The following is a 23,504-nucleotide window of genomic DNA, read 5'->3' on the forward strand; positions in this document are numbered from 1 at the left end:
GGTCTCCAGATCTTAAAAAGCGGTTAAAAAACGGCGCTTAAAAGTAGAATTTCTACGCAACTATCACGCAGCCGTACCGCCCACCGTAATACCGTCAATCAAGATCGAGGGCTGTCCGACGCCGACGGGCACGCCCTGGCCTTCCTTGCCGCAGGTGCCGACACCGTCATCCAGCGCCAGATCGTTGCCGATCATGGAAATCTTCTTCATGACGTCCGGGCCGTTGCCGATCAGGGTTGCCCCTTTGACAGGTGCCCCAAGCTTCCCGTTTTCGATCAGATAGGCTTCCGTGCAGGAAAAGACGAACTTACCCGAGGTGATGTCGACCTGCCCGCCACCGAAGTTTGCCGCATAGAGGCCGTCCTTGACCGAGGACAGGATTTCCTCCGGCTCGCGCTCACCGGCCAGCATGACCGTATTGGTCATGCGGGGCATCGGAATGTGCGCGTAGCTCTGCCTGCGCCCGTTGCCCGTCGGTGCCATGCCCATCAGTCTGGCGTTTTGCCGGTCCTGCATGTAGCCCACCAGGATCCCGTCCTCGATCAGGGTGGTGGACTGGGTCGGCGTGCCTTCGTCATCGATTGTCAGGGACCCGCGCCGGTCCAGCATGGTCCCGTCGTCGACGACCGTCACGCCCGGGGCCGCGACCCGCTCGCCGATCAGTCCTGAGAAGGCTGAGGTCTTCTTTCGGTTGAAATCGCCCTCCAGTCCGTGGCCGACCGCCTCATGCAAAAGAATGCCGGGCCAGCCGGATCCCAGGACCACCTGCATCTCGCCCGCCGGCGCATCCACCGATTCCAGATTCACCAGGGCGCGGCGCAAAGCCTCGTCGACGCCACCCTGCCAGTAGGAGGGATCCAGCAGGCTCTCATACGCGAAACGCCCGCCGCCGCCGTACCCGCCACTTTCCATCCGGTCACCCTCGGCGACAACCACCGAGATGTTCAGGCGCACCAGGGGGCGGATATCGGCCATCCGGTCGCCGCCGGCCCGCAGGATCTGGATGGCTTGCCATTCGCCCGAGAGCGAGGCGCTGACCTGAACGATCCTGGGATCTTTCGCTCGGGCATAGGCATCGATTTCGGCCAGGAGCTTGACCTTGGTATCGAACGGAACGTCGTTCAGCGGATTGAGGTCGCTGTAGAGTTTGGCATTGGTTCCCTGCGGGGCCTCGGCCATGGTTCCTCCATGGCCTGAATTTACGGTTTTGACGGTTTCGGCGGCCCGCTTGATCGCGGCCTCCGAGAGTTCGCTGGCGTGAGCATATCCGGCCGCTTCACCGGAAATACCACGCAGGCCGAAACCCTGGGTAGTGTCGAAGCTTGCGCTTTTCAGTTTTCCGTCATCGAAGGCGAGCCCTTCGGACTGGCAATACTCGAGGTAGAGCTCACCGTCATCGGCACCTTTCAGGGCCTCGTCAACGATGGATTCGAGACGGCTGCGGTCCAGCCCCGCGCGGGTGTAAAAGATATCGTCCGTATCGGTTACGTGGCTCATCGAGTTACTCCATATTCGTCCTTGCCCGGCGGCGCTGCGTCTTGCGCCGGCAAGCGGCAGTGGGGACTCTGCATCCGGACCATAGACCTAGTATCGGTGTCGGCTGAAAGCCAGTGAAAACGGCTCTAACCGCCATAGATTGGGTTGTAAGCCGGCCTCGCTATGCATCTGCTTTGCGACATTACGTCGCATAGTGCCGAATCCTTAATGAACTGACTATAGACCCTCTTACGGAAAAACCGGGCTTTCTGCGACTAAAAGACCTGTTTCGAAGGCTTGTCGGGACGGACAGGCTGAGTTACTTTGCGGCCCAACAAAGCTGGGGCCGTGAGTATGGGGACAGCTTCTTTGGTGTCAGGCCCATCGCGGAGATCACGGGTAACTTACCCGACACAAGACAGGATAAAATTACATGGCGTTTTTGAAGCGTGGAGCTATCGTCGCCGGCATCTTCGCCTTGATTGCGAATGTTTCAGCGATGGTCTCGGGAGCGATGGCTCAAGACTCTGACAGCCTGAACGGTTTGAAGAACTGGGGGCTGGGCTTCCAGAATCCGACGTCGCCGAATGCGAACGAGGTTCATCTCTTTCACAACGAATTGCTGATCATCATCACGGCGATCACCGTTTTCGTTCTGGCTCTTCTGCTTTACGTCATGTTCCGCTTCTCGGAAAAACGGAATCCGACGCCGTCGAAAACAACGCACAACACGCTGATCGAGGTGATCTGGACGGCGGTGCCGGTTATTATCCTGGTCGTTATCGCCATCCCGTCGTTCCGCCTGCTGTATAACCAGGACAAGATTGACGACGCCGAGATGACCATCAAGGCGATCGGCAAGCAGTGGTACTGGAGCTACGAGTATCCGGATCACGGCAACTTCACCTTTGACGCCTACATGGTCGAAGAAGACGATCTGGAAGAAGGGCAACCCTATCTGCTGCAGACCGACAATGCGGTCGTACTTCCGGTGGATACCAAGATCCGCGTGCTCGTGACGGCAGGAGACGTTCTTCATGCTTTCGCCATGCCGACACAGCAACGCAAGATCGACGCGGTCCCCGGCCGGATTAACGAAACCGCCGTCTACTTCGACCGTACCGGTACTTTCTACGGCCAGTGCTCTGAGATTTGTGGCACGCGACACGCCTACATGCCGATCATGTTCACGATCGTATCTAAAGAAGAGTATGCAGCCTGGGTCGAAACCGCGAAGGAAGAGTTCGCGAGGGTCGACGGGCCGGCACCTTCTGTTCGGATTGCCCAGGGCGCATCCGGGGACGCCGCAGCTGACACGGATCTGAACACCAATGAACTCGGCGCCCAATAGGCCTGCCGCGCGACGAGCCCACGAAGAGGTGAATGACTATGGCTAACGAAACAACCGCGGCCCACGGCCACGATGATCATCACGATCACAAGCCCGGATTTTTTGTCCGCTGGTTCTGCTCCACGAACCATAAGGATATTGGCACACTCTATCTGCTGTTTTCGATCATTGCAGGCCTGATCGGCGGTGCGTTCTCCGTCCTGATGCGGATGGAACTCCAGAACCCCGGTCTGGATTACTTCCCCGGCCTGTCGGATGACCCCGGACAGTTCTGGAATGTGGTGATTACCGCGCATGGCCTGATCATGGTGTTTTTCGTGGTCATGCCGGCGCTGATCGGCGGGTTCGGCAACTGGTTCGTTCCGCTCATGATCGGCGCGCCCGATATGGCTTTCCCGCGGATGAACAACATCTCTTTCTGGCTCCTGGTCCCAGCCTTCTTTCTGTTGCTTGGTTCTGCTTTCGTCGATCAAGGTGCCGGAACCGGCTGGACGATTTATCCGCCGCTTTCGGGCACGCTCGGACACAGTGGTCCGTCGGTCGATATGGCGATCTTCGCGCTGCACCTGGCCGGTGCGTCCTCCATCTTGGGCGCGGTGAACTTTATCACCACCATCTTTAACATGCGCGCACCGGGCATGACGCTGCACAAGATGCCGCTCTTCGTCTGGTCCATGCTGATCACGGCATTCCTGCTTCTTCTCGCGGTGCCCGTACTTGGTGGCGCGATCACCATGCTGCTGACCGATCGTAACTTCGGCACGACCTTCTTCGATCCGGCCGGCGGCGGCGATCCGATCCTGTTCCAGCATCTCTTCTGGTTCTTTGGCCACCCCGAAGTTTATATCATGATCCTGCCGGCCTTCGGCATCATCAGCCACATCATCTCCACCTTCAGCCGTAAGCCGGTGTTCGGCTATCTCGGCATGGCCTACGCGATGGTGTCGATCGGCTTTGTCGGCTTCGTCGTCTGGGCGCACCACATGTACACGGTGGGGCTTTCCGTCGACACGCGGGCCTACTTCACAGCGGCGACTCTGGTGATTGCCGTTCCCACGGGGATTAAGATCTTTTCCTGGATTGCGACCATGTGGGGTGGCTCGCTGCGCTTCGATACACCGATGCTCTGGGCGGTCGGTTTCATCTTCCTCTTCACGGTGGGCGGAGTGACCGGTGTCGTTCTGGCAAACGCGGGCATCGATGTGGCGCTGCACGATACCTATTACGTCGTTGCACATTTCCACTATGTGTTGAGCCTGGGGGCCGTTTTCGCGATCTTCGCGGCGATGTACTACTGGCTGGGCAAGATGTCCGGGCGCCAGTATCCGGAGTGGGCAGGCAAGCTGCACTTCTGGGTGACTTTCATCGGCGTCAACCTGACCTTCTTCCCGCAGCATTTCCTGGGACTGCAGGGCATGCCGCGCCGTTACATCGATTATCCGGAAGCCTTTGCGGGCTGGAACCTGGTTTCCTCCATCGGATCCTACATCTCCTTTGCGGCCACGATCTTCTTCGTGTTCGTCCTGCTTTACACCTTGGCTGCCGGCCGGCGCGCCGCGGCCAATCCCTGGGGCGAAGGTGCGACCACTCTGGAGTGGACCGTGGAGTCTCCGCCGCCATTCCATACTTTCAACGAGCTTCCGCAAATCAAGTAAGCTCGCTATGGATCGCCGCCGGTTCTTTTTCGGAACCGGCGGCGTCGCACCACCAACGTTCCAACGCAGGTAAGTAAACGCAGTGACCGACACGTCGGCAGACATCAAAGTTGAAACAACAGGCGTCGCTCTCTCGGGCGGCGCCAGTGTTCGCGATTACATCGCGTTGTTGAAGCCGCGCGTGATGTCTCTCGTGGTGTTCTCGGGGTTTGCCGGTTTGATTGTCGCGCCGGGGTATCTGCATCCTTTGTTGGCGGCGGTCGCCGTTCTCTGCATCGCAGTCAGTGCCGGTGCGGCCGGTGCGATCAACATGTGGTACGACCGCGATATCGACGCGATCATGGAACGGACCAAGTCGCGGCCTTTGCCCAAAGGCCGGATATCTCCCGAGGAAGCCCTCAGCTTCGGTGTCACCCTGACGCTCTTCTCGACCATGCTGATGGGACTGGCGGTCAACTGGACTGCCGCGATCCTGCTGGCTTCCGCGAATGCTTTTTACGTGTTCATCTATACCATGTGGCTGAAGCGCAGTACGCCGCATAACATCGTGATCGGCGGCGCGGCGGGCGCGTTCCCGCCCATGATCGGCTGGGCGGCCGTGACGGGTTCGGTGGATCTGCAGTCGATTGTGCTTTTCCTGATTATTTTCATGTGGACACCCCCGCATTTCTGGGCGCTCGCACTGTTCCGCGAGGGCGATTACGCAAAGGCCGGCGTGCCGATGCTGCCTGTGGTTGCCGGCACAGAATCGACCAAGCGTCAGATGCTGCTGTACACATTGGTCCTTGTTCCGATTACCTTGCTGCCAAGTTTCCTGGGCACGGCAGGACCGCTCTATGGTGCGGCGGCCGTGCTTCTTGGCCTGCGGTTTATCTACCTGTCTGTGCAGGTGTTGCGCGATGACGGCGTCCGCTATGCCAAGCGGATGTTCGGCTTCTCTATCATGTATCTCTTTGCGCTCTTTGGTCTTATGATGCTCGACCGGGCGCCCGGTCTTCTCTCCCTCTTCGGGCTGACCGGGGCGGCAGGATGACGATGGCGGAAGACAACAAAGAGCGTAGCGAACTGCACCGGCGTCAGAGGGTAAAAAACTGGACCCTGCTGGCCGCGCTGGTGGCTTTTATCGTTCTCGTCTACTTCGTTTCGATTGTTCGTATGGGGATGTACAATGGCTGATCAGGAACTGCATGGAGCCCCGCGAAAGAACAGGAACGCGCGCACCGCGTTGACGCTTGCCGGCGTCGTGGTCGGCATGATCGGCTTGTCTTTCGCGTCGGTTCCGCTCTACCGCCTCTTTTGCCAAGTCACGGGCTTTGGCGGCACCACGCAGGTCGCGGAGAGCGCACCGCAGGAGGTCAGCGACCGGGTCATCGCCGTACGTTTCAATGCCGATGTGAACGGGAAGCTCCCCTGGCGCTTCGGGCCGCTTCAGCGCGAGGTAAAGGTGCAGGTTGGCGAAAACCGTCTCGTGTTCTACCAGGCTCAAAATACCAGTGAGAAGCCGGTGACCGGCACCGCGACCTTCAACGTGACGCCCCTGAAGGCGGGGCAGTACTTCAGTAAAGTGGCTTGTTTCTGTTTCACCGAGCAGCGGCTGGAGCCCGGTCAAGAGATCGATATGCCGGTGAGCTTTTTCGTTGATCCTGCGATGCTGGATGATCCCGAAATGGGCGATGTGAATACCATTACCTTGTCCTACACCTTTTTCCGCGATCTTGACGATATGGATGATCCGGCGGAAGAAGAGAGACAGACGACGGAAAACCGATTGGGGAACGGATCGCGGTCCGCGACCGACGTAAACTAGTTGAGCCAACGAAATTGCTTAACAAGCGCCGTATGTTTTGTGACGGCGTGAGGTGCTAAGAGGAAGATCATGAGCGCAGCCCACGAACCGCAACATCCCTATCACTTGGTTGATCCAAGCCCCTGGCCGTTAATCGGTTCCCTCTCGGCCGGTGTTCTGGCCGTCGGGCTGGTGCTGCTGATGCATGAAATCACGCCCTGGGTGACCGCGGTCGGCGTAGGTCTGGTGATCCTGACCATGTATGGCTGGTGGGCTGAGGTCGTGAAAGAGGCGACCTTCCAGGGACACCACACGCCGATCGTTCAGATTGGCCTGCGCTACGGCATGATCCTTTTCATCGCCTCCGAGGTGATGTTCTTCGCGGCCTTCTTCTGGGCCTTTTTCGATGCTTCGCTCTTTCCGAAAGAAGCGACCGGATTCCAGTGGCCGCCCGAAGGCATCGTAACCTTTGATGCTTTCCATCTTCCGTTCCTGAACACACTGATCCTCCTGCTCTCCGGCTGCACCGTGACCTGGGCGCATCATGCCCTCCAGCATGGTGATCGGCGGGGGCTTCTGAATGGTCTGGGATTGACCGTTATTCTGGGCGTGCTTTTCACCGCCTTGCAGGCTTTCGAGTACAGCCATGCGGCCTTCGGCTTCACCGACGGCATCTATGCTTCGACCTTCTACATGGCAACCGGGTTCCACGGATTTCACGTGATTATCGGCACGATCTTCCTGGCCGTTTGTTGGGTTCGGGCGTTTAAGGGTCACTTTACGCCTGATCACCACTTCGGTTTCGAAGCTGCGGCGTGGTACTGGCACTTTGTCGACGTCGTGTGGCTGTTCCTCTTTGCCGCAGTCTATTGGTGGGGCGGCTGATAACTGGCCGGTCTGCCAATCCGGGGCAGGGGAAGAACGCGCGGTCCCGGCCCCCGGTTGCCATATCAGCCTGCGTGCCCAAGGTGTAACACCGAGAGAGCTCAATGGCGGATCACAGAGACTACGGCTCTCCCTCGCCCTTTGCGACCGGTCTTGCCTGCCGTTGTCCCAGATGCGGCAAGGGGAAGCTCTTCGACGGGTTTTTGAGCGTCGCGAAAATCTGCTCGGTTTGCGGCACGGATCTGGAGAAGGCGGACAGCGGCGATGGCCCTGCCGTCTTCATCATTTTCATCCTGGGTGCTTTGGTCGTACCGATGGCCCTGCTGCTTGAAGCCAGGGCCGAACCCCCCATGTGGGTGCATATGGCCATCTGGCCCGCGGTGATTCTGGGCGGTTCGGTCGGGTTGCTGCGGCCGCTCAAAGGCTTGATGATCGCCCTGCAGTTCAAACACAAAGCCAGCGATTCCGGCTCTGTCGATTACGATTGAGACACTGATGTCAGCACCAGAGACACCTCTTGGCGGTAAACGCCGCTTCAAACCCACCTTCTGGGCAACGGTTGCAACCATCCCGGCCATGATCATCATGCTCGGACTTGGAACCTGGCAGGTTCAGCGCCTGGAGTGGAAACGCGATCAGATTGAGCTTCGGCAGGAGCGCTCCGTCGCGCCCGCGGTCTCCTTGGACTCAGTGCTGGACGCACCCGACGGGAAGGAATTCTTCAATGTCGGGATAACAGGCCGTTTTCTCCATGATAAAGAGCTCTATCTCGCGGCCCGTTCCTCAAACGGCAATGTGGGTCAGCAGATCATTACGCCCTTTGAAATGGCCGATGGCAGGGTCCTGCTGGTCAATCGAGGCTGGGTTCCCAGTGAAAAGCGCGACCCCGCAACCCGCAGCGAAGGGCAGATCGAGGGTGAGCAAGAGATCGAAGGACTGGTCCGTTTCGGAGGCTGGAAGGGCTACGATTTCATTCGCCCGGACAACGACCCGGTCAAGAACTTCTGGTTCTATGTGGATTTCGAAGCCATGGCGGCTGCAAGCGGCCTTGAGAACGTAATTCAGACGGCCTATCTGGACGCTGGCCCCAAAGCGAATCCGGGTGGTTTCCCGATCGGCGGACAAACCAGGGTCAAACTGCGCAATGATCACTTTGAATATGCGGTCACCTGGTACGCGCTGGCGCTCATCCTGGCGGTGATTTACTTCGTATACCACTACCGTCCTGACGAAGATTAACCCGCGTTAACCTCCGGGCTCGGGCTTCGAGGTCCCAAGTCCGGGTCCAATAGGTGAAAAAATTCAGGTCAATTCGCGTTTTTTCTCTGATTTAAAGGAAAACGTTCAGATTCTCGGTGCTATAAAACCCAACCATTAAGAGAAATTCACTACATCTGTAGCGAGAGGCCGCCGATGACCGCTTACGATACTCTTCAGAACCGCTTCCGCCGTTTGCATGCACTCAATGAGGCTGCCGGCGTGTTGCACTGGGACATGTCGACCATGATGCCGTCCGGCGGTGCACAGGCCCGCACCGAACAACTGGCGGTTCTGAGCGTGACCAGCCACGAACTTCTTGTCGATCCCCAGATGCGGGATCTTTTTGAGGCGGCGGAGCAGGAAAGCGGCCTGCAGCAGGATACCTGGAGGCAGGCGAACCTGCGCGAGATGCGCAGACGCTGGCGGCATGCCACGGCCCTGGACGCGGATCTGGTCGAGGCGACCATGAAAGCCTGTAAGAGCTGTGAGATGATCTGGCGGGAAGCCCGGCCAAAGGGGGATTTCGCTGCTGTCCTGCCGGCTCTGGGCGAGGTCCTGAAGCTGTCACGCGAGGCCGCGACGGCCAAGGCGGAGGTCTTCGACTGCTCGATGTATGACGCGCTGCTGGATCAGTACGAGCCCGGCGGGTCATCCGAGACGATCGACGATATTTTCGATGATCTGGCCGAGTTCCTGCCGCATCTACTGTCCGATGTTCTCGATTGGCAGTCGCAGAAGCCGGAGCCTCTGGCGCTGGAGGGGCCCTTTCCCCTGGATGCGCAGGAAGCCCTGGCACGCGAGATGATGCAGGCGGTCGGCTTTAACTTCGAACACGGACGTCTGGACGTCAGTCTTCATCCCTTCTGCGGCGGGGTGCCGGATGACGTCCGGATCACGACCCGGTACGACAGTGACGACTTCATGAAGGCCCTGATGGGCGTTCTTCACGAGACGGGACACGCGCTTTACGAACGGGGATTGCCTCAGGACTGGCGGTTGCAGCCGGTTGGCGAAGCACGTGGCATGGCCGTCCATGAGAGCCAGTCGCTTCTTATCGAGATGCAGGCATGCCGCAGCGCAGAATTCATGGCCTTTGCAGCACCGCTGGCGCGACAGGCCTTTGGCACCGAGGGGGCGGCCTGGACGCCTGAAAATCTGCTCGCGGTCTACAATCAGGTGAAGCCGGACTTCATCCGGGTCGATGCAGATGAAGTCACCTATCCGGCGCATGTCATCCTGCGTTACCGCCTGGAAAAGGCCCTCATCGAGGACGAGATGCCCCTGGCGGAGCTTCCCGAGGCCTGGAATGAAGGGCTTGGGGAGTTGCTCGGTATTACGCCGCCTGATGACAGCCTGGGGTGCCTTCAGGACATTCATTGGTTCGACGGCGCCTGGGGCTATTTCCCGACTTATACGCTCGGCGCCATGGCGGCAGCACAGCTCTTCGCCGCGGCAAAGGCGGCGGAACCCGATATTCCCGCAGATATCGCCAAGGGTGACTTCAGTCGCCTGATGGCTTGGCTGGGCACCAATGTGCATGCAAAAGGTTCGCTCCTGACAACCGATGAGCTTCTGGAGCAGGCGACCGGTAAATCTCTTGATGTGGAGATTTTCAAAGGCTATCTGGCGAACCGCTACCTGAACTGACCGGGCATCAAGGTGCCGGACAAACCTGCCGGCTGTGAATGATGGTTCGAGCTGCTAAATCCGATCCCGTTTTATCGGATCCATAAAATGGCGCCCCCAAAACGGGATCTGCCGCAGCGAGACTTGCTGCGAGCCCGGGCCCTGTCTAGATTACCCACCTAAATTTTGGGTAACTGCAGATGAAGTACCACTCTACCAGGGGGAATGCCCCGATCCTGACGTTCGATGAGGTCCTGCTTGCCGGCCTGGCGCGGGATGGCGGCCTCTATCTGCCGGAAAGCTGGCCGAGTTTTTCGGCAAAGGAGATCAGGTCTTTCGCGGGAATGCGTTACCCGGATCTGGCGTTTCATATTGTCCGGCCATTCGTCGGCGACTGCATCCCGGAAGAGGATTTGAAAGCGCTGATCGATGATGCCTATGCGGATTTCGGGCATGCCGCCGTCGCGCCGCTCAAGCAGCTGGACTCGGACCTCTGGCTCATGGAGCTGTTTCACGGACCGACGCTGGCCTTTAAGGACTTTGCGCTGCAACTCCTCGGCCGTTTGTTTGACTATGTTCTGACCCGCCGGGGCGAGCGGGTGACGATCGTTGGCGCAACGTCGGGTGATACGGGATCTGCGGCCATCGAAGCCTGCAGGGACCGCTCCCAGATCGATATCTTCATCCTGCACCCCCAGGGCCGGGTATCGGAGGTTCAGCGGCGTCAGATGACCACGGTGCAGGCCGCGAACGTTTACAACATCGCATTGGACGGCACCTTTGATGACTGCCAGGACGCGGTGAAGGCCATGTTCAACGATGGCGCATTCCGGGACCGGGTGTCGCTCTCGGCGGTCAATTCGATCAACTGGGCCCGCATCATGGCCCAGATTGTCTATTACTTCGCCGCGGGTGTGGCTCTCGGGGCGCCGGACCGGCCGATCGGCTTCTCGGTGCCGACCGGAAACTTCGGCAATGTCTTCGCCGCCTATGCCGCCGGACGCATGGGCCTGCCGGTTTCGCAACTGGTCGTCGGGTCGAACCGCAACGACATCCTCACGCGCTTCTTCGAGACCGGCTCGATGGATATGCTGCCGGTGGAAGCGAGCCTCTCGCCTTCCATGGACATTCAGGTCTCCAGCAATTTCGAGCGCCTGCTGTTCGATCTTCTCGACCAGGATGGCGCAGCCGTTGCCGAGACGCTGTCCAGTTTCCGCGCGACAGGCCGCTTCGCGCTCGCGCCCGAACGCCTGCAGCGCGCGCAGCGTCTCTTCGATGGCTATCGGCTGGATGACGAAACCACACTGGCCGAGATCGCCCGCCTGCAGCGCGAGACGGGCGAGGTCATCGACCCGCACTCGGCCATCGGCATCGCGGCGGCGCGCGTCAAACGCCGGGCGGACGTTCCGGTCATGATTGCCATGGCAACAGCCCATCCTGCAAAGTTTCCCGATGCCGTCGAGCGTGCCTGTGGAATCAGGCCCGCATTACCCGCCAACCTAAGTGACCTTTACGAGCGCGAGGAGCGTCTGTCCACTCTGCCCAACGATTTGAACCAGCTGATGTCTTTTGTCGAGAGTAACCGATGGCCCTCCAACCAGGGGGCCGCAGTTTCCTCGGAGCGCTCGGCATGAGCGTAGAGGTTTCGACGCTTTCCAATGGTCTGCGGGTCGCGACCGACCGGATCGATACTGTAGAGACCGCGTCTCTGGGCGCCTGGGTGGGCGTCGGCACGCGCCACGAACCGGCGGCCGTCAACGGTGTGGCCCACATGCTCGAACACATGGCCTTCAAGGGCACCAAACGCCGCTCGGCCTACGCCATCGCCGAGGAGATCGAGGCGGTCGGCGGGCACATGAACGCTTACACCAGCCGCGAGAATACGGCCTTTTATGCCAGGACCCTGGCGGAGGATGTGCCACTCGCGGTCGATATCATCGGCGACATCCTTCAGTCCTCGACCTTCGATCAGGAAGAGCTGCAACGCGAGCGCGCGGTCGTGCTGCAGGAGATCGGTCAAGCCGCGGATACGCCGGACGACGTTATATTCGATTACTTCCAGGAAACGGCATATCCATCGCAGGCACTTGGCCGGCCGGTTCTCGGGACCAGCGAGATCGTCGGGAGTTTTCAGCGCGATACCCTGCGTGACTACATGGCCAATCACTATGGTGCGGAGAACATGGTGGTGGCTGCTTCGGGCAAAGTGGAGCACCGCCAGTTCGTGGATCTGGTCGAAGCGCATTTTGGCGGGCTGTCGGCGGGTACATCGCTGGAGGAGGAAAAGGCCGACTACCGGGGGGGCGAGTACCGGGAGAAACGTGACCTGGAGCAGGTGCACTTTCTGCTGGGTTTTCACTCCGTCGACTACCACGACCCGGACTATTACGCCGGCCTGGTGATGTCGACCCTCTTCGGCGGCGGCATGTCCTCGCGTTTGTTTCAGGAAATCCGTGAAAAGCGCGGCCTGGTCTATTCCATCTACTCCTTTGCGTCGGCCTACAGCGACGATGGTGTCTTTGGCGTCTACGCCGGCACCGGCGAAGCGCAAGCCGCCGAGATGGTGCCGGTCATTTGCGAGGAAGTTCTGAAGCTGTGCGAGTCGGTCAGCGACGAAGAGGTGGCGCGCGCGGCTGCGCAGCTCAAGGCCTCGATCCTGATGAGCAGGGAAAGCAGCAGCGCCCGCTGTGAACAGCTTGCGCAGCAGCTTCTGGTCTATGGACGCCCGGTCACCTCGGCCGAGATTGTTGAGAGAATCTCCTCGATCGATGGGGCGCAGGTTGTCGCACTGGCGCGTCGGATGATTGCGTCCGCACCCACCGTTGCGACCATCGGGCCGATCGCCGGGGTCGCATCCATTGATGAAATCGGTAATCGGCTGGGGTGAAGATCGGTGCTGTTGTCGAACTTTCGTAGTCAGGATGCGAAGGCACTGCGTCTCATAAATCGACGGGTCTTTCTCCGCGCTCCGCAACCTGGGGACTGGCGGGACTGGGCCGATGTGCGCGCACAGAGCCGCGACTTTCTGACCCCCTGGGAGCCCACCTGGTCCTATGATGCTCTGACACGGGGGGCTTTTCGCCGCCGCCTGCGCCAATACGGCAGCGAATGGCGCCAGGGCGTCGGTTACAGCTTTTTCGTCTTCCGCGGCGAAGACAACGCCCTGATGGGGGGCATTACCATCTCCAACCTGCGCCGCGGTGTGGCGCAGTGTGCGAGTCTCGGTTACTGGATCGGCCGACGCTACGCCCGCCAGGGCTTCATGAGCGAGGCCCTGGTCGCCGTGCTCGACTACGGCTTCGAACAGTTGGGCCTGCATCGCTTGGAGGCGGCCTGCCTGCCCAGCAACGCGGCAAGTCAGGGGCTGCTGCAAAAGGTCGGCTTCTCTGAAGAGGGCTACGCCCGGGAATATCTGCGGATCAATGCCCAGTGGCAGGATCACCGCCTCTTCGCGGTCCTGCGCGACGACAAGCGCCCGCGGAGTTCACCGGCAGATGGCTGGAGCGGTTAAGGGCGGTTAAGGACTGAGAATAGGGTTGATGTCAGGCGTGCCCGGCGTCACCCGAGAGCATCGAAATATCGATCCCCAGTTTTGCGATCGCACGTTCCCACTTGTCGTCCAGGCTCTTGTCGAAGATCAGTTCTTCGTCCGCGGCGGCGTGCAGCCAGCCGTTGGCCTGGATCTCACCGTCGAGCTGTCCCGGCCCCCAACCCGCATAACCCAAGGCAAGGAGACTGCGGCGCGGACCGTTTCCGCTGGCCATGTCCTGCAGGATATCGATCGTTGCGGTCAGGGCCACCGAATCATTCACCTGCAGGCTGGAATCCTGAACGTACTCGCCGGAGTGCAAAACGAAACCCCTTGCGGATTCGACCGGGCCGCCGAAATGCACCTTGATTTCGTCAGAGGCATTCCCGCGCGCAACGCCGAGCTGTTCCAGGAGGTCAGGAAAGGTGATCGCGCCGACCAGACGGTTAATGACCAGTCCCATCGCGCCATTCTCGTTATGCGCGCAAACATATATGACGGTACGCGTAAAACGGGGGTCCATCATCTGCGGCATGGCGATGAGAAGTTGACCCGTCAGAGAAGTATCGTCGCTGGCTTCGCTCATTGATCCTCGAGTCTGGTCGATCTTCGTTCCATCAGAGGAGACTATCGATCGTTCTCTTCATGAAACTGTTCGGACGCGATAACACCGATGCTCCGGCATAGAATGCTCAAGGCACAATTTACTTCGTATGCGTCTGAAGTTCGCCGCCGCGAACAACTTAACAACACGATAATGTTACGCGTGCACTATCCCCCTCCGCACCTATATTATCTCACATGGTTTCATTGAGGATGTAAAGAACCTTGCCGTTAACTGCTTTGCACCGGGGATTTGCCAGGTTGGGCGCGGTTTTCGCGCTCGCGGGGACCCTTGCCGCGATGTCTTTGCAGGACGTTCAGGCGGCAGCCGGCCCCTGGGCGGAAAACGATCAGGCTGCTGTGCGTCTGATCGCTTCCGGCGCGACCACGGGCGAGAGTGGCGAGGTTCAACTCGGACTTCATTTCAGACTGTCGGATGGCTGGAAGATCTATTGGCGTTCACCGGGGGACGCCGGTTTCCCACCGACGACCGATTGGGCCGCGTCGAGCAATCTTGCAGAGGCCGCGCAGTCCTGGCCTGTGCCACACCGCTTCTCACTCTTCGGGCTGGAGACCTTTGGCTACGGAGACGAAGTCGTCTTTCCCATCAAGGCCAGGCTTGAGCGCGTTGGTGACCGTTTGAGCTTGCGCGGACAGGTCAATTATCTGGTCTGTGACGAGATCTGTATTCCCCACAACCAGGAGGTCTCGCTCGATCTCGCGGCAGGGCCGGACAGCCGCTCGCCGGAAGGTTTCCTGATCGACAGCTACAGTGCCCTTGTTCCCGATGACGGAACCCGAGCCGGCTGGACTCTGGTTTCCACATCGCTTGTGGGGGATATGGAATCCCCTTCGATTGAAGTCGTGGCGAAGGCTAAGTCGCCCTTTACAGAGCCGGATCTTCTGCTGGAAGGCCCGCCGGGCTTCACCTTCGGCAAGCCCGAGGTCGAGCTCAGCGATGGTGGCCAAACCGTGCTTTTACGGGCCGCCGTCGGCAAGAGCACGGTCGCGAAAGGCGTGATCGAGGGCAAGCAACTCACGGTGACCGTCACGGACGGGAACCAGGGGATGGAGCAGGCGGCGATCGCGCGCTTCGATAGCATGGCCGCCGGCAGCACCTCAGGCTTTGATTTGATCACCCTTTTGCCAATCCTTGGGTTGGCGTTGCTCGGGGGCTTGATTCTGAACCTCATGCCCTGCGTCCTGCCGGTCCTCTCCATCAAGCTTCTCTCCGTGGTCGAACAGGGCGGACGCAGCCGTGGCGATGTGCGCGCAGGTTTCCTGGCGTCCGCCGCAGGCATTATTACGTCCTTCCTGGCTCTGGCTGCTGTTGCCGTGGCGCTGAAGTCGGGTGGTGCGGCGGTGGGATGGGGGATTCAGTTCCAGCAACCGCTCTTCCTGACGGCGATCACGCTTCTTGTTGCTCTTTTCGCGTTCAACTTGCTGGGCTTCTTTGAAATCGGATTGCCCTCCGGCCTCGCCAATGCGCTCGGGCGCCCAACACCGCAGGGCGAGGTTCCAAAGAGCAAAGGTCGCGAGCTTGCAGGCCATTTCGGCAGCGGTGCTTTTGCCACCCTCCTGGCGACGCCCTGTTCCGCGCCTTTCCTTGGGACCGCGGTCGGTTTCGCACTGGCGCGGGGTGCGTCCGAGATCTTCCTGATTTTCACCATGCTGGGAATCGGCCTGGCGGCTCCCTTCCTTCTGGTCGCCGCTTTCCCGGGACTGGCCAGCCGTTTGCCGAAACCGGGCGGATGGATGGTGACGCTGCGCTATATCCTGGGCCTCGCCCTGATTGCGACGGCCATCTGGCTGCTGAGCGTGCTCGCAAGCCAGATTGGGACGCTGGCGACCGCAGTGGCCGCGGCCCTGCTGATCGGACTGGGTATCGTGCTCTGGCTCGGCCGTAATCCCGCGAGGGCGCGTGGCGCGCTGGCGACAGGCATTGCGCTTCTGCTCGCCCTTGGCGCTTTCGCCCTGCCCAGCAGTTTCGCTGAGGCACCTAAGGTTCAGGTCACCGAAGACAACTGGGCGCCGCTCGACGAAGCCGAGATTGCTGCTCTCGTCGACGGGGGGAACCTGGTCTTTGTCGATGTGACCGCCGATTGGTGCATTACCTGTCAGGTGAACAAGAAACTGGTGCTGGATAGCGAAGAGGTTCAGGAAATCCTGAACCTGGAAACGACAGTCGCCATGCGGGGTGATTGGACCTCGCCCGACGAGACGATCACCGCATATCTGGCGAGCTTCGGACGCTACGGGATCCCTTTTAATGCGATTTATGGCCCGGGTGCTCCCGAGGGCGTCGCACTGCCCGAGCTTCTCACGCTCGATGCTGTCCGAGAAGCTGTTGCCCGGGCGTCCGGCGATAATGGCGCCAAGTTGGCGGCGGGAGAGACTGCGCAATAGGTCGCAGCGTACTGAGCCAGTTCCTTCGCGGGTGAAGTTTCAGATCATGCAAAACGCACTACCCTCTTGGCGTTTTTATGTATTCAATAGCGGATACGTAAGCGGCGTCCTTCAAGTCTGATCAGGTCCGACGGCCCTGATGAGCGAAAACAGGGGGAGAGGTGTTTCATGATAATCTCAGCAGGCTTTATCGGTATCGGCGCCATGGGACTTCCCATGACGACGATGCTCGCAAAGAACGGCGTGCCCATGACGGTCTGGGACGCAAACCCTGAGCAATCGGCAAAGGCTGGCCAACTGGATGGCGTGCGCCTCGCTGAGAATATTGCAGAGCTTGTCGGCGCGGCCGAGGTCATCTTTACCTGTCTCCCCAACGACCAGGTTGTCGAGAGCGTTTACCTGGGGGATGGCGGCATTGTCGGAGCACTCACCCCGGGCAGGATCACGGTAGACTGCTCGACGGTCAGTTCTAAGATCACGCAGCGGGTAGCCGACGCGGCAAAGAAACAGGATTCGCAGCATATGGACGCCTCGATGCTCGGCTCCATACCCCAGGCGGAGAGCGGCGAAATCGGGTTTGTGGTCGGCGGAGATCCGGCTGCGCTCCAGAAAATTCAGCCTCTTCTCGATATACTGGGACGCTTCACCAAACATGCGGGGCCGGCCGGCTCGGCGAACCGCATCAAGATGATCCATCAGACTCTGGTGGCCGCCAATGCAGTTGCCGTTGCCGAAGCAATTGCGCTCTGCGAAGCGAGCGATACCGATCTGGATTGTTTCTACGATGTCGTATGCAACGCGGGTGGCTTTGCCTATTCGCGGTATTTTGAGAAGCGGGTCCCGCGCATGCGCGACGGCGACTTTTCGCCGCTCTTTATGCTGGATCTGATGACCAAGGATTCGAAACTCGCCCGGGACCTTGCGCGGGATGTGGGGATGAGCGCGCCGCTTCTGGATCAGGTGATTGCGCGGTTTCAGGAGGGGCAGGCGAACGGTCTGGGGGCGAAGGACTTTTCCGCGGTTGCCCGTCTTTATCAATCCGGCGGCAAAGCGTGAGCCGGGTAAGCCGCTGCGCGTAACGGCGGATCACGGCCGTTCGATGTTGCCACATGGTGAAATTGTGAAACAGCCCGCTTGGAAAAGCGCCATGGCGGCTCTATCTTGCTAATCAGATTCCAATCTCAAGCGTGTGGGTTCATTTCCAAACTGCACGTAGATGTCAGTGAAAATCCAAAGAAGGGGAGACCAACATGGCCATTCAGGTGGGCGACAGCATTCCAAGCGCGACCTTTAAGGTGAAAACCGACAGCGGCCTCGACGACGTTTCGACCGAAGATCTCTTTTCCGGCAAAAAGGTGGTTCTTTTCGCGCTTCCCGGTGCCTACACACCGACCTGTTCGGCGAAGCACTTGCCGGGCTTTATCACGAATGCCGATGCCATCAAGGCGAAGGGTGTCGACACCATCGCCTGCCTCTCAGTCAACGATGCCTTTGTCATGGGCTCCTGGGGCAAGGAGCAGGGGGCCGACGGTTCCGTTCTGATGCTTGCCGACGGCAACGGCGATTTTTCAAAGGCGATCGGCCTGGACTTTGATGCCAGCGGCTTTGGCATGGGCACCCGTTCACAGCGTTACGCCATGATCGTCGAGGATGGCAAAGTGACGACCCTGAATGTCGAACAGCCAGGGGCTTTCGAAGTTTCGAGCGCCGAAGCCGTCATGGCGGCACTCTGAAGCCAGTGACTGCCTCCGGCGCACTGCTGGATGCAAAATAAACGGCGGCCTCGCAAGGGTCGCCGTTCTCGTTTGCGGGAAGCGGTTCGCGTCGGACTGAACCGCACCCGCACAATCCTGTCTGGTTCTTGCAGCAAGATCAGATTCACAAGCAGGAGTGATCGCCTTTGGCGATTCCATCTAAACTTGATCTGATCTAACGGTTTTGCTCGACGCCCTGGCGGGCGAGCTCGTCGGCGCGTTCGTTCTCCGGATGGCCGGCGTGTCCCTTGACCCAGTGCCACTGCACGTCATGCCGTTCCAGGGCCTGTTCCAGGCGCTGCCAGAGATCCATATTTTTCACCGGCTTTTTGTCAGCGGTCTTCCAGCCGCGTTTTTTCCAGCCGTGAATCCACTTGGTGATGCCGTCCTTGACGTAACTGCTGTCCGTGGTCAGGTCGACCTTCGAGGCGCGGGTCAGGGCTTCCAGCGCTGATATCGCCGCCATCATTTCCATGCGGTTGTTGGTGGTATCGGGCGCGCCCCCGAAGATTTCCTTTTCGGTTCCCTTGTAGCGCAGGATGGCGCCCCAGCCGCCGGGACCCGGATTGCCGGAGCAGGCTCCGTCGGTGAAGATTTCGACTCTATCCATTGGGCGCGTATGCCTTTTTGTTATCTGTTAAAGATCGATCCCGTAGGCAGAAGGGCCGTTAACGCGCTGATGAAACTGGAGTTTTTTCCAGTATTCGATCGGGTCTTTCGGTTTCACGAAAGCGCCTTCGGGGTGGTTTAGCCAGTCATAGAGGCGAGTCAGCAGGAACCGCATAGCGCTTCCGCGCGCCAGGATGGGCAGCGCTTCGACCTCGGCTTCGGTGCAGGGGCGCAGCTCGCGATAGCTCTTCAGCATCATTTGAGCCTTGGTGATATTGAAGCTGGTGTCGGGCTCGAAACACCAGGCATTCAGACAGATCGCCAGGTCGTAGGCGAAGGCGTCATTGCAGGCGAAATAGAAATCAATGACACCCGAGAGATCCTGACCGAGAAAAAAGACGTTGTCGGTGAAAAGGTCGGCGTGGATCACCCCTGTGGGGAGATTCTCCGGCCAACGCGCCTCCAGGATGGTCAGCTCGCCGTCCAGCTCCTCGGCAAGGCCGGGAAGAACCTCGTGCGCACGGTCCTTGCTCAGATCGAACAGCGGGCGCCAGGATGAAATCGAGAGCGTGTTGGGACGCGACATGTCGAAGCTACCGCTCGCCAGGTGCATGCGGGCAAGCGCCGCGCCGAGCGAGCGGCAGTGGAAGGGCTGAATCCGGCGTGGCGACATGCCTTCCAGGAAAGAGATGATGGCCGCCGGACGGCCGCAGAGCTGACGCAGGCTCTTGCCATCCTTGCCATGAATGGGGAGGGGGCAGTCGAAGCCCTGTTCGCTGAGATGCTCCATCAGACCGATGAAGTAGGGCAGGTCCCTCGGATCGACGCGTTTTTCATAGAGCGTGAGAATATAGCTGCCGCTTGTCGTATGCAGCAGGAAGTTCGAGTTCTCGACACCTTCGGCGATCCCCTTCAAGGAGAGCATTTCACCAATGTCATATTCGGTGAGAAAGGCTTCGAGGTGTTCGTCCGAGACTTCGGTGTAAACGGCCATGGAGACTCCGGCTCAGGCCGTTTCGCTGTGGTCTAGGAGCGATCGCGGAACCCTGAAGATCACATCCTCTTCAGTCACCGACACCTCCTCGATGGTGACCTCGAAGCGGGCCTCGATCGCCTGGATGACCTCGTCCACCAGGATCTCGGGTGCCGATGCCCCGGCGGTGATTCCCAGGCGTGTAACGCCACTGAGCTGATCCCAGTTGATGTCTTCTGCGCGCTGAACCAGGGCCGCGCGCTCACAGCCGTGATTGAACGCGACCTCCACCAGGCGTCGGGAGTTCGATGAGTTTGGCGCGCCGACCACAAGCAGCGCGTCGCAGGATTTCGCGATCGCCTTCACCGCCAGCTGACGGTTGGTGGTCGCGTAGCAGATATCTTCTTTCCTGGGACCTTCGATCGAGGTGAAGCGCTGCCGCAGTGCCGCCACGATCTCCGCCGTATCATCGACCGAGAGGGTCGTCTGTGTGATGTAGGCGAGGTTCTCGGGATCGCGCACCTCAAGTGCCGCCACGTCGTCCAGCTTTTCGACCAGCAGCATGGAGCCCTTGGGAAGTTGCCCCATGGTACCGATGACTTCAGGATGGCCGGCATGGCCGATCAGAATGATCTGCCGGCCCGCGCGCTGATGCGTTTCGGCTTCCCGGTGCACCTTGCTGACCAGGGGGCAGGTCGCATCCACGTAGATCATGTTGCGCCGCTGGGCTTCCGCCGGCACCTCTTTGGGCACGCCATGGGCGGAGAAAATGACCGGAACGTTCTCGGGAACTTCGTCGAGTTCCTCAACAAAGACCGCGCCTTGAGACTCAAGTGTTTCAACGACATAGCGATTGTGAACAATCTCATGACGAACGTAGACCGGTGCGCCGTACTTCTCGATGGCGCGTTCGACAATATCGATTGCGCGATCCACGCCTGCGCAAAACCCGCGAGGGTTGGCGAGAAGGATATCGAGTTTTGAACGCTGGCTCATTTTCGCTCTACACGCTGGCTGAAGAGGCCTCCTTTGCGACGCGGGAAGCCTCTGAGGTTCTGGGCTTCACTTGAACATCGCCCATACCCTTGTACTTGTCCCAGCGGTTCCCTAAAGTCCAGCAAGATTTCGAGGAGTCGCCCTGAAAACCGCGTAAATCCAGATAACATCTGTTTTTTTCTGCGGCTTCCGCATGGCGGTGACTCTCTGGAAACGGCCCGCGAAAGACCGAGTGCATGAGACTGACTGAGAGGAGAATTCATGACTGATCCCGTTCCCGCCCAGAAGTCACCCTATGAAGTGACAGTCGAAGCCGGTCGCACATATTTCTGGTGTGCTTGCGGATTGAGCAAAAAGCAACCTTTCTGCGATGGGTCGCACTCGGGAACTGATATAACACCCGTGAAATTCAAGGCTGAAAAGGCTGACAACGTCTTCTTTTGCGGTTGCAAAGCAACGGAAGGCAAGCCTTTCTGCGACGGCTCTCACAACGATCTTTGATTCACTTGGTCTGATTGACTTTATGCATGTAATAGCAGCGGCCCTACGCCGCATGGGTTTGTTCCGTACCTCTGTCTTGACGCTTGCGCCGCTTTTGCTTGTGGCCTGTGCGTCGCAAGACGAAGCGCCGCCTGTCTGTCCCGAGGCTATTGTGATCAAGGATGCCGAGCGTCTCGTGAAGTTCGAGGGGCCGGGCCGTGATCTGACCGATGTCCGCTTCGAGCTGGATATCGACGGCGTTCAACTGGCCTGCGAATATGACGATGACCAGATCGAGAGCGCGCTCGGGATCCGCCTGATCGCTGCACGCGGACCTGCGGATACAGATCGGGCGGCGTCTTTCAGCTACTTCGTGGCTGTCGCAACATCCAATCGCGAGATTCTGGCGCGTGAAGAGTTCGACCTGACCATTCCCTTCGAAGGAAATCGCACGCGGGTTATCGCACTGGAAGAAGTGTTCCCCAACATCCCCCTGCGCCCCGGGCGTGATGGTGCTGATTATCTGGTCTATATCGGCCTTCAGCTGACAGCGGACGAATTGCAGTATAATCGCGAAAATCGTTGAAAAATAAGGGCTTTAGCCTGGGTCACGCTTTGGTTTCTATGCTCTGAGTTGACATTCCAACCAAAGCCGCTACTTTGACCTCAAGGTAATGACCGGCCTGGCCGGACAAGCATTGACCGTTTATCCCTAGCGGGAGAGACCGGAACGTCACTTGAGACGGCACCGGCGCCGAAGGAGCAACCGCCCCGGAAACTCTCAGGCACAGTGGACCGCTAAGGGAAGGTAACTCTGGAAAGCAAACCGTCGCATGGCGGCGGGATGCACCGAAGGAGTAAGCTCTTCCAGGGACCGTGATCCGGCCCTGGACAGGGTGAATCTCTCAGGTTCGAAGACAGAGGGGGCCATAGCTGCCGGATATTGGTGGATATGGACTTACACCCCGTGTTGAAGGACCGAACCGTGACGGATCAGGACTCTCAAAACAAGAAGACCGCGCTTTACGCGCTGCATGTGGAGCTTGGCGGCAAGATGGTGCCCTTCGCGGGCTACATGTTGCCGGTTCAATATGCCGACGCCGGAATCATGCTCGAACATCAGCGTGCCCGGGAGTCTGCCGCCCTCTTCGATGTTTCCCATATGGGGCAGGTTCGTATCACTGGCGCCGATCGTGTGGCGGCTTTGGAAGCGCTGGTTCCGGCGGATGTCGAGACTCTTGCGGTCGGCAGAACGCGCTATAGCTTTTTCACCAACGAGACCGGCGGAATTCTGGACGATCTGATGATCACCCAGGCTGAGGACGGCCTGATCCTGGTGATCAACGCGGCCTGCAAGGATGCGGATATCGCGCACCTGCGGGCCAACCTTAGTGGCGACGTAAAGCTTGAGGTGCTGGACAGCCTCTCATTGCTCGCGCTTCAGGGGCCCGGGTCCGCGGCGGTTCTCGGTCAGTGGGCGCCGGAAGCAACCACCATGCCTTTCATGTCGACCCGTGATTTCGTAATCGCCGGCATTGACTGCCGGGTGAGCCGATCGGGCTACAGCGGCGAAGATGGCTACGAGATTGCCATGGAGTCGGATCGGGCGGTCGATCTGGCCCGTGCTCTGCTTGAGCATGATGCCGTTTCGGCGTCCGGCCTGGGCGCGCGCGATTCGCTGCGTCTGGAGGCCGGGCTCTGCCTTTACGGCCATGACATCGACACGACGACGACTCCGGTCGAAGCCGGCCTGACCTGGGCGATGCAAAAGCGCAGGCGGACAGAGGGCGGTTTCCCGGGGGCTGCGGTCATTCAGAAACAATTGGCTGACGGCGCGCCGCGCCGTCTCGTAGGTTTAAAGCCCGAGGGTCGCGCACCCTGCCGGGAAGGTACCGAACTGACCGACGACAGCGGCCGCGTCATCGGGAAGATTACGTCCGGCGGTTTTGGTCCGACTGTCGGCGGGCCCGTGGCCATGGGTTACCTGGAGACGGCTTTTGCATCTGCCGGAACCACCGTTCAGGCCATGGTGCGGGGCAAACCGCGGCCGTGTGAAGTTGTGAAGATGCCCTTCGTGGCGCACAGTTTCTATCGAGGATAACTTTGTAACAGGGG

The 23,504-nt window shown here is 59.5% G+C and carries 23 protein-coding genes and 2 riboswitches; of the genes, 18 read left to right on the forward strand and 5 right to left on the reverse strand.

Features of this window, described 5'->3' with window-relative positions; genetic code table 11:
• Positions 1-63: 63 nt before the first annotated feature.
• Positions 64-1,497: a metalloprotease TldD gene (gene tldD / locus FKG95_RS02385; protein ID WP_142894697.1), complete on the reverse strand. Its 1,434-nt coding sequence runs from the start codon at positions 1,495-1,497 to the stop codon at positions 64-66.
• Positions 1,498-1,909: 412 nt separating this feature from the next.
• Here tldD and coxB point away from each other — a divergent pair, with 412 nt between their 5' ends.
• From coxB to FKG95_RS02440, 12 genes are all read left to right on the forward strand, one after another.
• On the forward strand, positions 1,910-2,827 hold the full coding sequence (gene coxB, locus FKG95_RS02390; protein ID WP_142894698.1) for a cytochrome c oxidase subunit II: 918 nt from the start codon (positions 1,910-1,912) through the stop codon (positions 2,825-2,827).
• A gap of 38 nt (positions 2,828-2,865) precedes the next feature.
• A complete protein-coding gene (ctaD, locus tag FKG95_RS02395; protein WP_142894699.1) occupies positions 2,866-4,482 on the forward strand; it encodes a cytochrome c oxidase subunit I in 1,617 nt (538 codons plus the stop codon).
• Positions 4,483-4,564: 82 nt separating this feature from the next.
• Positions 4,565-5,515 (forward strand): heme o synthase, encoded by a 951-nt coding sequence (gene cyoE, locus FKG95_RS02400; protein ID WP_142894700.1) that lies wholly within the window; start codon positions 4,565-4,567, stop codon positions 5,513-5,515.
• Between the two features lie 2 nt (positions 5,516-5,517).
• Positions 5,518-5,658 carry a hypothetical protein gene (locus tag FKG95_RS29495; RefSeq protein ID WP_179953892.1) on the forward strand — a complete coding sequence of 47 codons (141 nt, stop codon included), beginning with the start codon at positions 5,518-5,520 and terminating at the stop codon, positions 5,656-5,658.
• Positions 5,651-6,289: a cytochrome c oxidase assembly protein gene (locus FKG95_RS02405; protein ID WP_142894701.1), complete on the forward strand. Its 639-nt coding sequence runs from the start codon at positions 5,651-5,653 to the stop codon at positions 6,287-6,289. The genes FKG95_RS29495 and FKG95_RS02405 overlap by 8 nt, the downstream gene beginning before the upstream one ends.
• Before the next feature lie 69 nt (positions 6,290-6,358).
• On the forward strand, positions 6,359-7,153 hold the full coding sequence (locus FKG95_RS02410; protein ID WP_142894702.1) for a cytochrome c oxidase subunit 3: 795 nt from the start codon (positions 6,359-6,361) through the stop codon (positions 7,151-7,153).
• 104 nt (positions 7,154-7,257) lie between these two features.
• Positions 7,258-7,641, forward strand: coding sequence for a DUF983 domain-containing protein (locus FKG95_RS02415; RefSeq protein ID WP_142894703.1), 384 nt, complete (start codon positions 7,258-7,260; stop codon positions 7,639-7,641).
• A gap of 7 nt (positions 7,642-7,648) precedes the next feature.
• Positions 7,649-8,392 carry an SURF1 family protein gene (locus tag FKG95_RS02420; RefSeq protein ID WP_142894704.1) on the forward strand — a complete coding sequence of 248 codons (744 nt, stop codon included), beginning with the start codon at positions 7,649-7,651 and terminating at the stop codon, positions 8,390-8,392.
• Between the two features lie 174 nt (positions 8,393-8,566).
• Complete coding sequence (locus tag FKG95_RS02425; protein ID WP_142894705.1) at positions 8,567-10,060, forward strand: carboxypeptidase M32; 1,494 nt, start codon at positions 8,567-8,569, stop codon at positions 10,058-10,060.
• A gap of 179 nt (positions 10,061-10,239) precedes the next feature.
• Entirely contained in the window at positions 10,240-11,673 is a 1,434-nt protein-coding gene (gene thrC, locus FKG95_RS02430) for a threonine synthase (protein ID WP_142894706.1), read from the forward strand.
• Positions 11,670-12,926, forward strand: a complete 1,257-nt coding sequence (locus FKG95_RS02435) for a M16 family metallopeptidase (protein WP_142894707.1) — start codon at positions 11,670-11,672, stop codon at positions 12,924-12,926. The genes thrC and FKG95_RS02435 overlap by 4 nt, the downstream gene beginning before the upstream one ends.
• A 6-nt stretch (positions 12,927-12,932) precedes the next feature.
• On the forward strand, positions 12,933-13,550 hold the full coding sequence (locus FKG95_RS02440; RefSeq protein WP_142894708.1) for a GNAT family N-acetyltransferase: 618 nt from the start codon (positions 12,933-12,935) through the stop codon (positions 13,548-13,550).
• Between the two features lie 31 nt (positions 13,551-13,581).
• Here FKG95_RS02440 and FKG95_RS02445 read toward each other — a convergent pair whose 3' ends face one another.
• Positions 13,582-14,154 (reverse strand): YqgE/AlgH family protein, encoded by a 573-nt coding sequence (locus FKG95_RS02445; protein ID WP_142894709.1) that lies wholly within the window; start codon positions 14,152-14,154, stop codon positions 13,582-13,584.
• A gap of 242 nt (positions 14,155-14,396) precedes the next feature.
• Between FKG95_RS02445 and FKG95_RS02450 the strand changes: the two genes are divergently transcribed.
• The 3 genes from FKG95_RS02450 to FKG95_RS02460 all read left to right on the forward strand — a co-directional run bounded on the left by FKG95_RS02450 (position 14,397) and on the right by FKG95_RS02460 (position 18,310).
• Positions 14,397-16,577: a protein-disulfide reductase DsbD family protein gene (locus FKG95_RS02450; RefSeq protein ID WP_142894710.1), complete on the forward strand. Its 2,181-nt coding sequence runs from the start codon at positions 14,397-14,399 to the stop codon at positions 16,575-16,577.
• 168 nt (positions 16,578-16,745) lie between these two features.
• On the forward strand, positions 16,746-17,633 hold the full coding sequence (locus tag FKG95_RS02455; protein WP_142894711.1) for an NAD(P)-dependent oxidoreductase: 888 nt from the start codon (positions 16,746-16,748) through the stop codon (positions 17,631-17,633).
• A 194-nt stretch (positions 17,634-17,827) separates the two neighbouring features.
• Positions 17,828-18,310: a peroxiredoxin gene (locus FKG95_RS02460; RefSeq protein WP_142894712.1), complete on the forward strand. Its 483-nt coding sequence runs from the start codon at positions 17,828-17,830 to the stop codon at positions 18,308-18,310.
• A 196-nt stretch (positions 18,311-18,506) separates the two neighbouring features.
• Here the strand turns inward: FKG95_RS02460 and rnhA are convergent, their stop codons facing one another.
• The 3 genes from rnhA to ispH are packed head-to-tail and all read right to left on the reverse strand — an operon-like array spanning position 18,507 to position 20,909.
• On the reverse strand, positions 18,507-18,941 hold the full coding sequence (gene rnhA, locus FKG95_RS02465) for a ribonuclease HI (RefSeq protein ID WP_142894713.1): 435 nt from the start codon (positions 18,939-18,941) through the stop codon (positions 18,507-18,509).
• A gap of 27 nt (positions 18,942-18,968) precedes the next feature.
• Positions 18,969-19,934: a homoserine kinase gene (locus tag FKG95_RS02470; protein WP_142894714.1), complete on the reverse strand. Its 966-nt coding sequence runs from the start codon at positions 19,932-19,934 to the stop codon at positions 18,969-18,971.
• A gap of 12 nt (positions 19,935-19,946) precedes the next feature.
• Positions 19,947-20,909 carry a 4-hydroxy-3-methylbut-2-enyl diphosphate reductase gene (gene ispH / locus FKG95_RS02475; protein ID WP_142894715.1) on the reverse strand — a complete coding sequence of 321 codons (963 nt, stop codon included), beginning with the start codon at positions 20,907-20,909 and terminating at the stop codon, positions 19,947-19,949.
• Positions 20,910-21,170: 261 nt separating this feature from the next.
• Between ispH and FKG95_RS02480 the strand changes: the two genes are divergently transcribed.
• From FKG95_RS02480 to gcvT, 3 genes are all read left to right on the forward strand, one after another.
• The gene (locus FKG95_RS02480) at positions 21,171-21,410 is read left to right on the forward strand and encodes a CDGSH iron-sulfur domain-containing protein (RefSeq protein WP_142894716.1); all 240 of its coding nucleotides are present in this window, start codon (positions 21,171-21,173) and stop codon (positions 21,408-21,410) included.
• A gap of 22 nt (positions 21,411-21,432) precedes the next feature.
• Entirely contained in the window at positions 21,433-21,975 is a 543-nt protein-coding gene (locus FKG95_RS02485; protein ID WP_142894717.1) for a hypothetical protein, read from the forward strand.
• 120 nt (positions 21,976-22,095) lie between these two features.
• Positions 22,096-22,197: riboswitch (glycine riboswitch) on the forward strand.
• 1 nt (position 22,198) lies between these two features.
• A riboswitch (glycine riboswitch) is annotated at positions 22,199-22,316 on the forward strand.
• A 25-nt stretch (positions 22,317-22,341) separates the two neighbouring features.
• Positions 22,342-23,490 (forward strand): glycine cleavage system aminomethyltransferase GcvT, encoded by a 1,149-nt coding sequence (gene gcvT / locus FKG95_RS02490; protein ID WP_142894718.1) that lies wholly within the window; start codon positions 22,342-22,344, stop codon positions 23,488-23,490.
• Positions 23,491-23,504: the final 14 nt, after the last annotated feature.

Source organism: Denitrobaculum tricleocarpae (genome assembly GCF_007004665.1).
Lineage (GTDB): Bacteria > Pseudomonadota > Alphaproteobacteria > Kiloniellales > Kiloniellaceae > Denitrobaculum > Denitrobaculum tricleocarpae.